8 protein-coding genes and 1 pseudogene are annotated in these 11,185 nt (G+C 49.6%); all 9 read left to right on the top strand.

Annotated elements, in window-relative coordinates; translation table 11 throughout:
- Positions 1 to 184 precede the first annotated feature (184 nt).
- Positions 185 to 352, top strand: coding sequence for a hypothetical protein (locus STRDD11_RS13560; RefSeq protein ID WP_164828331.1), 168 nt, complete (start codon positions 185 to 187; stop codon positions 350 to 352).
- Between the two features lie 11 nt (positions 353 to 363).
- Positions 364 to 1,365 carry a hypothetical protein gene (locus tag STRDD11_RS01060; protein ID WP_128834508.1) on the top strand — a complete coding sequence of 334 codons (1,002 nt, stop codon included), beginning with the start codon at positions 364 to 366 and terminating at the stop codon, positions 1,363 to 1,365.
- A gap of 242 nt (positions 1,366 to 1,607) precedes the next feature.
- Positions 1,608 to 3,860 (top strand): 5-methyltetrahydropteroyltriglutamate--homocysteine S-methyltransferase, encoded by a 2,253-nt coding sequence (metE, locus tag STRDD11_RS01055; RefSeq protein ID WP_128834506.1) that lies wholly within the window; start codon positions 1,608 to 1,610, stop codon positions 3,858 to 3,860.
- A 126-nt stretch (positions 3,861 to 3,986) separates the two neighbouring features.
- Positions 3,987 to 4,844, top strand: coding sequence for a methylenetetrahydrofolate reductase [NAD(P)H] (gene metF / locus STRDD11_RS01050; RefSeq protein WP_128834503.1), 858 nt, complete (start codon positions 3,987 to 3,989; stop codon positions 4,842 to 4,844).
- A gap of 696 nt (positions 4,845 to 5,540) precedes the next feature.
- Positions 5,541 to 7,926 (top strand): annotated as a pseudogene (locus STRDD11_RS01045) (phosphoketolase family protein).
- A gap of 133 nt (positions 7,927 to 8,059) precedes the next feature.
- Positions 8,060 to 9,544, top strand: a complete 1,485-nt coding sequence (locus STRDD11_RS01040) for a glycoside hydrolase family 1 protein (RefSeq protein WP_128834500.1) — start codon at positions 8,060 to 8,062, stop codon at positions 9,542 to 9,544.
- On the top strand, positions 9,541 to 10,383 hold the full coding sequence (locus tag STRDD11_RS01035; RefSeq protein ID WP_128834497.1) for an HAD family hydrolase: 843 nt from the start codon (positions 9,541 to 9,543) through the stop codon (positions 10,381 to 10,383). The genes STRDD11_RS01040 and STRDD11_RS01035 overlap by 4 nt, the downstream gene beginning before the upstream one ends.
- Positions 10,384 to 10,395: 12 nt before the next feature.
- Entirely contained in the window at positions 10,396 to 10,989 is a 594-nt protein-coding gene (locus tag STRDD11_RS01030; RefSeq protein ID WP_128834495.1) for a histidine phosphatase family protein, read from the top strand.
- Positions 10,986 to 11,185 (top strand): phosphoglycerate mutase family protein (locus STRDD11_RS14030; RefSeq protein ID WP_241209292.1); only part of this gene is annotated, 200 nt, incomplete at its 3' end. The genes STRDD11_RS01030 and STRDD11_RS14030, both read left to right, overlap by 4 nt.

Raw genomic sequence — 11,185 nt, 5'->3', positions numbered from 1 at the left:
CATTCTTCATGCCCCTTCCCCAGCCTAGCTCTCATGTGGTATAATGGAGCAAGGACATTTTCCTTTTAGCACTTTGACTTTCTCTATTACCGTCTGGGTCTGGGGCAGGTGCTGACCTTCTATCAGCTGACCTACGGCCAGGAGGAGCGCAGCGGCAAGAAGGATGCGCTGGAAGAGGAGGGCTATGCCCTCTATACCCGGCAAAGGAGAGAAATATAAAGGAAACAAATTAAAACTTGAAGATATGAGCTCACAGCAATTGGGAGAATTTACAAGTGCGATTGGTGAACTAAAATCGGATGGTATTGATGCTCTGGATACCTACTTTGATAAAAAGAACTATTTACAGTAACGAGGTTAGAAATGAAAATGACCAAAAAGAAATTTTTTCGTGTTTCGCTTATTCTCTTAGGAATCGGTTTAGTAGTTGGTATAGGTTTTTATCTTTATCAGGAGTATTTGATTAAGAAATATACAGGCTACCTGTATTACACTGGAAAGGCAAAAATAGACTCTTATCAATTTATTGCGGATGACAAAGGGATTATTGTGCATTGGGAACCCGTTGATTCCGAAGAGAAAGAGTTGCGCAAGTATAACAAGCAATTGTTTACAGAATTGCGCAACAATCCTACCTCTCAAAACTATATTCTTAGAGAGAATATGAAACTGCCCGAGCCTCCTTCAGCAATATATGAATCGGTTGGGAAGGACGCCTATTGGACTTTATCGCTTTACAAAGTAGAGGGCGATAGACTGAAAGAAGAACCTGAAATAGACTTATTGGCTATCGTAGACGAATATAAAAAGGGTTATATTTCAAATGATATTGGTCCAGTCTATTCTTATAAAGGGAAAGATTTGTTGGCGCTTTACATTAGGCCTTTGGAAGGCTATGAGAATGAGCAAAAGAAGAAAGTATTTTTAAATCTCCAAACAAGAAAAATTGAAGAAGTAAAAGCTATTGAGGAGATAAAAACTCCGTTGCCTAAAGCTGAACTAGATGTTAGGGATTTTTCTCAATTGGGCATAAAACAATCTGTGATAGATATCGACCAATTCACAATTAATCGAGAAAGCTTAAAAGTGGCACCTATAAGCAGTGACAAAAAATCGATGGCTATTCTTGAAAAAAAAGATGCTCAGATTATTGTCTTAAATAATGAAAATAGCATTGATATTGGGGATCGTCTTATCTCAGTATATTCATTATTTTTCCCTAAAGGTTATACTTTAAACGAATTATTGTATATTCCTAAAGAACTTTCGGTTGATGGTCAGGAACATGTCATGGGAACCAAAGAAGAGTTTGACAGATACTATGACGTCGAAAAGGCTAGAAAGCTGTATCATGAAACAGAGTGAGAAAGTAAAATCATCGTAGCTGCCAGCGAGTTTCCTCTCGCTGTTTTTTTCTTTCCAAGGTCATAACTTTCGCCTATAGCAAACCATATTTTCAGGCAATGGTGCTGCTAGAATGGGGATTTTGGCTTGGTTGACGAGATGGGTTATAGTTTTAGACTATAACAAACTCTGAAAAATTCCAATTATACAGGGGTGAGATTTTCTGATAAGATAGTGTCAACAAGTTTTTTTGGAGGACGATTATGTCAACGACAATCATTGGTTTCCCGCGTTTGGGTGAATTCCGCGAGTTGAAATTTACAACGGAAAAGTATTTTAGACATGAAATCTCAGCAGAAGAGCTGCTGGCTGCAGCCAAGGAGCTGCGCGCCAAGCACTGGAATATCGTCAAGGAAAAAGGCATCACTGAGATTCCGTCAAATGACTTTTCCCACTATGACAATGTGCTGGATGCGGCTTTCCTCTTTAACGTGGTGCCATCATCTGTGCAGGGGCTGAATCTGACTGATCTGGAGCGCTACTTTGCCTTGGCTCGCGGCTATCAGGGCGAAAAAGGCGATGTCCGTGCGCTTCCGATGAAGAAGTGGTTCAACACCAACTACCACTATATCGTTCCCAAATTTGAAAAAGAGACAGAGGTCAAACTGGCCGGCCGCAAAATTTTTGATGAATTTGCCGAAGCCAAGGAGCTGGGCTTGGTAACCCGCCCAGTGGTGGTCGGCCCATTCACACTCTTACAGGTTTCTGACTTTGAAGATGGTGTAGCACCGGCTGACTTTGTTGACAGCTTGGCTGCGGCCTATCAGGAAGTCTTTGCCAAATTGGCCGAGTTGGGCGCGGAGCGTATCCAGCTGGATGAGCCAAGTCTGGTCAAGGACCTGTCTGCAGAAGAAAAAGCTCTCTTCTTGGACCTTTATAAGAAGCTTCTGGTGGACAAGAAAGGCCTTGAGGTCTTGGTTCAAACCTACTTTGGTGACGTTCGTGACATCTATGCAGACCTTGTAGAGTTGCCAGTAGATGCGATTGGTTTGGACTTTGTCGAAGGCAAGAAAACACTTGACCTTGTCAAAGGCGGCTTCCCAGCTGACAAGACTCTTTATGCTGGTATTGTCAATGGGAAGAACATCTGGCGCAACAACTACGAAAAGAGCTTGGCAGTGCTTGAGCAAGTCTCAGCTGAAAATGTTGTTTTGACAAGCTCATGTTCCCTTCTCCATGTGCCATTTACAACGGCTAATGAAGAATTTGAGCCAGCAATCTTGAACCACTTTGCCTTTGCGGTGGAGAAATTGGACGAAATCCGTGACCTGGACGCTATCCGCAAGGGCGGCGGTGCAGAAGCCTTGGCGGCCAATAAAGCTCTCTTTGCAGCAGAGCGTGTCGGTCAAAATGCAGAGCTGGCAGCCCGTCTGGCGGGTCTGACGGATGCAGACTACACCCGCCTGCCAGCCTTTGCAGAGCGTGAAGAGATCCAGCACAAGGCACTCAATCTGCCGCCGTTGCCAACAACCACTATCGGCTCCTTCCCGCAGACCAAGGAAGTCCGTGCCAAGCGCTTGGCCTTCCGCAAGGGCGAGCTGTCTCAGGAAGACTATGACCAGTTCTTGGCGGAGCAGATTGACGACTGGATCAAGTGGCAGGAGGAAGTCGGCTTTGACGTGCTGGTGCACGGCGAGTTTGAGCGCAATGACATGGTAGAGTACTTTGGTCAAAACTTGTCAGGCTACCTCTTCAGCAAGAACGGCTGGGTGCAGTCCTATGGTATGCGTGGGGTAAAACCGCCGATCATCTGGGGTGATGTCACCCGTCTCAATCCAATCACAGTCAAATGGTCCAGCTATGCCCAAAGCCGCACCGACAAGCCGGTGAAGGGTATGCTGACGGGTCCGGTGACCATTCTCAACTGGTCCTTCCCGCGTGAAGACATCTCTATCAAAGACTCTACTCTGCAGATTGCCCTTGCCATCAAGGATGAGGTGCTGGATCTGGAAGCAGCTGGAATCAAGATCATTCAGATTGACGAAGCGGCTCTGCGGGAAAAACTGCCGCTCCGCCGCAGCGACTGGTATGAAGACTATCTGGACTGGGCCATTCCGGCCTTCCGTCTGGTACACTCAACTGTGGCGCCAGATACCCAGATCCATACCCACATGTGCTACTCAGAATTTACCGATATCATCCCGGCTATCGACAACATGGATGCCGACGTGATTTCCTTTGAAGCCAGCCGCTCAAACTTGGAAATCCTGGACGAGCTCAAGGCACAGAACTTCCAGACAGAAGTCGGTCCTGGTGTCTATGATATCCACTCACCGCGCGTCCCAAATGAAGGGGAAATCGACCATACCATCGAAGCCATCTTGGCCAAGGTGCCAAGCAGCAAGGTCTGGATCAACCCTGACTGCGGACTCAAGACCCGCGGTATCAGCGAAACCAAGGCCAGCCTTAGCCGCTTGGTAGAAGCGGCTAAGGCAGCAAGACAGGGTCTTCGCTAAGCTTTGAAAGAGGCTGTCCCACCGCCTTCTAAATAAAAACCAACAATCAGAGCCAACCATCCTGCAGATTTGCATTTGCAGGATGGTTGCGGCCCTGAATAATGAGCTTGAAAGGAATTGTAAGCAATGGTGAATCGCCAAACGCCCAGTCTCTCATTTGAAGTATTTCCTCCCAATCCGGCAGTAGGCAATGAAAAAATTCTTCAGGCATTGAAGGAAATGCAGGATATTGCGCCCCATTTTATCAGTGTGACGGCCAGCAATAATAAGTTTAATATCGAGGAGACCACGGTCCGTTTGGCCGACTTTATTTATAATGATTTGAAGATTCCGACCATTGCCCATCTGCCTGCGGTTTATCTGACCAAGGACAGGGTGTCCCATACGCTGCAGGCTCTGGATCGGGTCGGCGTTCACAGTGTCTTGGCCCTGCGGGGAGATATTTTCCCTGATGTGGCGCCTAAGGATGACTTCCGATATGCGACGGATTTGATTGCCTATATCAAGGAAGAAGCGCCGCATTTTGACATTATCGGTGCCTGCTATCCGGAAGGCCATCCGGATTCGCCCAATCAGATTTCTGATATTCAGAATCTGAAAAAGAAGGTGGATGCCGGCTGTTCCAGCCTTGTGACCCAGCTCTTCTTTGACAATGAGCGTTTCTATGATTTTCAGGATAAGTGCACCTTGGCTGGGATTGAGGTGCCGATTCATGCTGGGATTATGCCCATTCTCAACCGCAATCAGGCCCTGCGTCTGCTCAAGACCTGTGAGAATATCAAGCTGCCCAGAAAGTTTCGGGCCATTCTGGATAAGTATGAGCATGATCCAGAATCCCTCAGAGCGGCCGGTCTGGCTTATGCCATCGATCAAATCGTGGACCTGGTCACTCACGATGCGGCCGGCATTCATCTCTATACCATGAATAACTCGGCTACCGCCCGCCATATCTATCAGGCGACTCATACCTTTTTTGACAAATAAGGGAAGCTCCGAACGGCTGTAGCTGTTCGGGGTTTTTGCGCCTAGTGTGCCTCCTTATAGCTTTCTGCTCTTGGAAAATCTCTGCAAACTGGGTCAGTCCCAATCGGCTGGAAAGCTGCTGAAGATTGTGAAGGGCGGTGGGACAGACGCCCATGATGGCTGCGCCCTCACCCGCAAAGGGGAGTATCTTTGATAAGATACCGTATAAGACTCCCATGATGGCTGTGTCCTCACCCACAGAGGGATGGATCTTTTGGAAGGTACCGTATAAGATTCATCAGAGCAGGAGGGGAGCGGCCTGTCTTGCTGATTTTCTTTGCTTTTTTGAGCCGGCAGACCGGCATTCTCAGAAAAGTATGATAAAATATAAAAAGTAATAAATCGCAGCTGTTTTATTACCCTTTGATTTTTCTTTGGGAAAGAGGATGATTTTCTGCTTTTGGCAGGGCATCCATTTTCCTAAGCAGCCCAAGCATGAACACCCCTTTGTGTGAAATTTGCTCTTTTGGGGGCTGGACAGGAAAGTTATAATAGAAGTGCAATACAGTCTTTTAGTTTGCTTTTAGTACGAGGCAGCGAGCCGCAGACAGTACTGGCGTACGGCAAGGCGAGCTAACAAAGTAATAAAAGATAAACTAAATGACGATATCAGCGTCAGGGCGGTCTGCCCTTTCGCAATAGTAAAGTGAGGAAGATATGACAAGTGATTACAGCTCAAAAGCTTATTTGGACAAGGTAGATGCCTGGTGGCGGGCAGCTAACTATATTTCAGCAGCACAGATGTACCTGAAGGACAATCCCCTGCTCAGACGCTCAGTAGCAGAGCATGACCTCAAGGCCCATCCGATTGGCCACTGGGGGACCGTTCCGGGTCAGAACTTTATCTATGCCCACCTCAATCGGGCGATAAACAAGTATGATTTGGATATGTTTTACATCGAAGGGCCGGGCCACGGCGGTCAGGTCATGGTATCCAACTCTTACCTTGACGGTTCCTATACTGAGCTCAATCCAGACATTCCGCAAAATGAAGAAGGCTTTAAGCAGCTCTGTAAGATTTTCTCCTTCCCAGGCGGCATTGCCTCCCACGCAGCGCCTGAAACTCCGGGCTCTATCCATGAGGGCGGTGAGCTGGGCTATGCGCTGTCTCATGCTGCCGGAGCTGTCTTGGACAATCCGAATGTCATTGCGGCGACCGTCATCGGTGACGGTGAAGGGGAGACGGGTCCTTTGATGGCGGGCTGGCTGTCCAATACCTTTATCAATCCGGTCAATGACGGAGCTGTCCTGCCGATTTTCTATCTCAACGGCGGCAAGATCCATAATCCGACCATTTTCGAGCGCAAAACAGACGAAGAATTAACCCTCTTCTTTGAGGGGCTGGGCTGGAAGCCGATTTTTGCAGATGTGACGGCCCTGTCTGAAAATCATGAAGCAGCCCATGCTCTCTTTGCGGCCAAATTGGATGAAGCCATTGAGGAAATCAAGGCTGTGCAGGCTAAGGCGCGCAAGGGCCGGGCTGAAGAAGCCAGTCAGGCTTTCTTCCCTGTCTTGGTTGCCCGCATTCCTAAGGGATGGACGGGGCCGAAGTCTTGGGAAGGGACGCCGATTGAAGGCGGCTTCCGGGCTCACCAAGTCCCAATTCCGGTAGATGCCCATCACATGGAGCATGTCGATGCTCTGCTGGACTGGCTGCAGTCCTACCGTCCAGAGGAACTCTTTGATGAAAATGGCAGGATTCTGCCGGAAATCGCGGCTATCGCGCCTCAGGGCGACCGTCGGATGGCCATGAACCCAATCACCAATGCGGGTGTCATTAAGCCAATGGACACCGCAGACTGGAAGAAGCATGCTTTTGCCATTGAAAGTCCAGGTGCCATTATGGCTCAGGACATGATTGAGTTTGGGAAGTATGCGGCTGATTTGGTAGAGGCCAATCCGGGATAATTTCCGTATCTTTGGTCCGGATGAAACCAAGTCCAACCGCCTGCAGGAAGTCTTTACCCGTACCAACCGTCAGTGGCTGGGCCGCATGAAGCCCGACTATGATGAGGCTCTGAGTCCTGCAGGCCGTGTCATTGACTCACAATTATCTGAGCATCAGGCAGAAGGTCTCTTGGAAGGCTATGTTCTGACCGGCCGCCATGGCTTCTTTGCTTCCTACGAGTCATTCCTGCGGGTAGTGGACTCGATGGTAACCCAGCATTTCAAATGGCTGCGCAAGTCTAAGACGCATACAACTTGGCGCAAGAACTATCCGGCCCTGAACCTGCTGGCGACTTCGACCGTATTCCAGCAAGACCATAATGGCTATACCCACCAAGATCCGGGGATTCTGACCCACTTGGCAGAGAAAACTCCCGAGTATATCCGGGAGTACCTGCCGGCTGATACCAACAGCCTGCTGGCTGTGATGGACAAGGCCTTCAAAGCAGAGGATAAGATCAATCTGATTGTCGCTTCCAAGCATCCGCGGCCGCAATTCTACTCTGTAGCTGAAGCAGAGGAGCTGGTCCGTGAGGGCTACAAGGTCATCGACTGGGCTTCCACTGTATCGAAGGACGAAGAACCGGATGTTGTCTTTGCGGCAGCAGGAACGGAGCCAAACTTAGAAGCATTGGCTGCAGTATCCATTCTTCATAAGGCCTTTCCAGAGCTGAAAATCCGCTTTGTCAACGTAGTGGACATCCTCAAACTCCGCCATCCGTCTGTCGATGCGCGCGGCCTTTCCGATGAAGAGTTTGACAGGGTCTTTACGACTGACAAGCCAGTCATCTTTGCCTTCCACGGCTATGAAGGGATGATTCGTGACATCTTCTTTAACCGTCACAATCACCAGCTCCGGGCTCACGGCTACCGTGAAAATGGAGACATTACCACGCCATTTGACATGCGGGTCATGTCTGAGCTGGACCGCTTCCATCTGGCCCAGGATGCAGCTCAGGCTGTTCTGGGCGCTGCAGCTGCGGACTTTTCTGCAAAAATGGATGAAACTGTGGCTTACCACACGGCCTATATCCGTGAAAACGGCGATGACATTCCAGAAGTTCAAAACTGGAAATGGGAAAATGTAAATCAATAAGAAAAATAAAATCCTCAAGAAATTGGGGGTTTTTCTGTGTTAGAATAGTATCATTATTTCTCATTATCCTACACGAAAAGGCTTTCAAAAAGTAGTATAATAGTATAAAATGCAAAGAAGTGAGGTAAAGCTGATGGCAGAAAAACAATTTCCAAAAGGCTTTCTCTGGGGCGGGGCTACGGCAGCCAACCAGTACGAAGGCGGCTGGGATCTGGGCGGCCGCGGTCCGGCAACATCGGATACCGCCAAGGCAGTCCGGCCTGAAGAACGTCAGAACTTAGAAGGATTTTCAGCGGCGATGACCCGGGAAAAAGTCGAGTTTGCCCTTCATGACAAGGAGGGGCTCTATCCCAAGCGCTTGGGAACGGACTTTTACCACCGCTACAAGGAAGACATTGCCCTCTTTGCGGAAATGGGCTTTAAGACCTTCCGCCTCTCGATTGCCTGGAGCCGGATTTTCCCAAATGGCGATGATGCCCAGCCCAATGAAGAAGGTCTGGCCTTCTATGATGCGGTTTTTGATGAGCTGGGCAAATACGGCATTGAGCCCTTGGTGACCCTCTCCCACTATGAAACGCCGATTCATCTGGCTTTGGAATACGGCGGCTGGAAAGACCGGAGAGTGATTGCCTTCTTTGAAAAGTACGCCCGGACAGTCTTTGAGCGCTATCAGGACAAGGTCAAATACTGGCTGACTTTTAACGAAATCAATATTATGGGCATTTCGGGCTATGTCGGCGGCGGCCTTCTCTTTGAAGACGGCAAACAGAATTTCCAAGACCTCTATCAGGCGGCCCATCATCAGTTTGTGGCGTCAAGCCTCGCAGTCAAGGCTGCTCGGGAGATCAATCCTCAGTTTCAGGTCGGCATGATGCTGGCCCGTATGCAGGCTTATCCTGCCACCTGCAATCCGCTGGATGTCATGGAAGAGATCAAAAAAGACCATGAAAACCTCTTCTTCTCCGATGTGCAGGTAAGAGGCAAATACCCTGCCTATGCCAAGCGTTTCTTTAAAGAAAAGGGCATTGAGCTGGAGATTGCGGACGGCGACTTGGAGCTGCTGGCTCAATATCCAGTTGATTTCATGTCCTTCAGCTATTATATGAGCTCAGTGGCAAGGGCCTCTGAAGGCTCCGGCGAAAAGGCAGCCGGCAACTTCTCTTTGGGTGAGAAAAATCCTTACCTAGAAGCCTCTGACTGGGGCTGGCAGATTGATCCGGTGGGTCTGCGCATCACGCTCAACAACCTCTATGACCGTTATCAGGTACCGCTCTTTATCGTGGAAAACGGCCTCGGTGCGCTGGACAAGGTAGAAGCAGACGGGTCGATCCATGACAGCTACCGCATCGACTATATGAAAGCCCACATTGAGCAGATGTATGAGGCCATTGAGGACGGAGTGGAGCTCATGGGCTACACGCCTTGGGGCTGTATTGACCTGGTGTCCGCATCGACTTCTGAAATGAGCAAGCGCTATGGCTTCATCTATGTGGATGCGGATGATGAGGGGCACGGCACCTATGATCGCTCCCGCAAGGATTCTTTCTATTGGTATCAGGAAGTCATTGAGAGCAATGGCGCATCTGTGTTGAATGAAAAAGGAGCAGAGCAAGAATGAGCAGGAAACTAGTCTTTTTAGATGTGGATGGGACCATTGTGGACTATGAAGGACACATTCCGGTATCGGCTGTAAGGGCTATCCGCAGAGCGCGGGAAAAGGGCCATCTGGTCTATGTCTGTACCGGCCGCAGCAAGGCTGAAATGCCTGAGGAAATCTGGAATATTGGCTTTGACGGTATGATAGGCGGCAACGGCTCCTATGTGGAGCATGACGGTCAGATCGTTATGCACCAGCTGATTCCTTTCGAGTTAGAAAAGCGGGTGGTGGACTGGCTGGAGGCGCGTGGGCTGGAATTTTATTTGGAAAGCAATAACGGGCTCTTTGCCAGCCGTAATTTTCGTGAAGCGGCAGGTCCGGCTATGCGAGCCTATGCCTTGGGCAAGGGAGCCAGTCAGGAGGAAGCGGCTCATCTGAAAGTGGAGGATGCCTTTCACGGTCTGGTCTTCGGAGCAGAACTCTATCGCGACGATCTCAATAAAATCAGCTTTATCCTGTCTTCCTATCAGGACCATCTGGACTCCAAGGAAGCCTTTTCGGATCTCAAGGCCGGTACCTGGGGCGGCAAGGGGGAGCACGCTCTCTTTGGCGATTTGGGGGTCAAGGATATTGACAAGGCGCATGCCATTGATGTGCTGCTGGAGCATTTGGGGGCCGAGCGGGAAGATACCCTGGCCTTCGGCGATGCCAAGGTCGATATTCCCATGCTGGACTACTGCCAGATCGGTGTGGCCATGGGCAATGGCGGTCCGGAAATTCTGGCTATGGCCGATATGGTGACCGATGATGTGACTGAGGACGGACTGTACAAGGCTTTTGAAAAACTACAACTGTTATAAGAGGAAATCGCTATGGCAAAAACACTTTATCTGATGCGGCACGGTCAGACACTCTTCAATCTGAGGCACAAGGTTCAGGGCTGGTGCGATGCGCCGCTGACGCCTTTTGGCATCTATCAGGCTCAGGTAGCTGGCCGGTATTTCAAGGATGCTGGCATCACTTTTGACGATGCTTACAGCTCGACCTCGGAGCGGGCCTGCGATACTTTGGAGCTGGTAACCGATGGCGAGCTGCCTTACAAGCGGGTCAAGGGGCTGAAAGAATGGAATTTCGGTACCTTTGAAGGCGAGAGCGAAGACCTTAATCCGCCCCTGCCCTACGAAGATTTCTTTGTGACTTACGGCGGAGAGTCCCAGACTCAGGTCCGGGAGCGGATGGCTGCCACCATTTTGAAACTTATGCAGGAGACCCCCGGTCAGTCAGTCCTCATGGTCTCGCACGGCGGGGCTATGGCCAATTTTGCCCGGGCCTGGCAGGAAAACTGGCGGCTGGACAGTCTGGGGCATATGACCAACTGCGGTATTTTAAAGTTTATTTTTGAAAACAATCAGTTTTATCTAGTAGAGGCCATTGGCCATGATTTCAGCGGCTGGGAGGAAAAATGAAAGATCTTTATTTAATGCGGCACGGCCAGACTTTTTTCAATCAGGAAGGCTTGGTGCAGGGGGCCTGTGATTCGCCCCTGACAGAGCTGGGAGCGGAGCAGGCACAGCAAGCGCGGACTTACTTTGAGCAGGCCGGTATTCGCTTTGGCCGGCTCTATTCTTCGACCCAAGAGCGGGCCTGCGATACTTTGGAGCT

It is taken from the genome of Streptococcus sp. DD11 (genome assembly GCF_001578865.1).
Lineage (GTDB): Bacteria > Bacillota > Bacilli > Lactobacillales > Streptococcaceae > Streptococcus > Streptococcus panodentis.
Note: the sequence above shows the minus strand (reverse complement) of the source record. Positions and strands in the feature narration are given on the sequence as shown.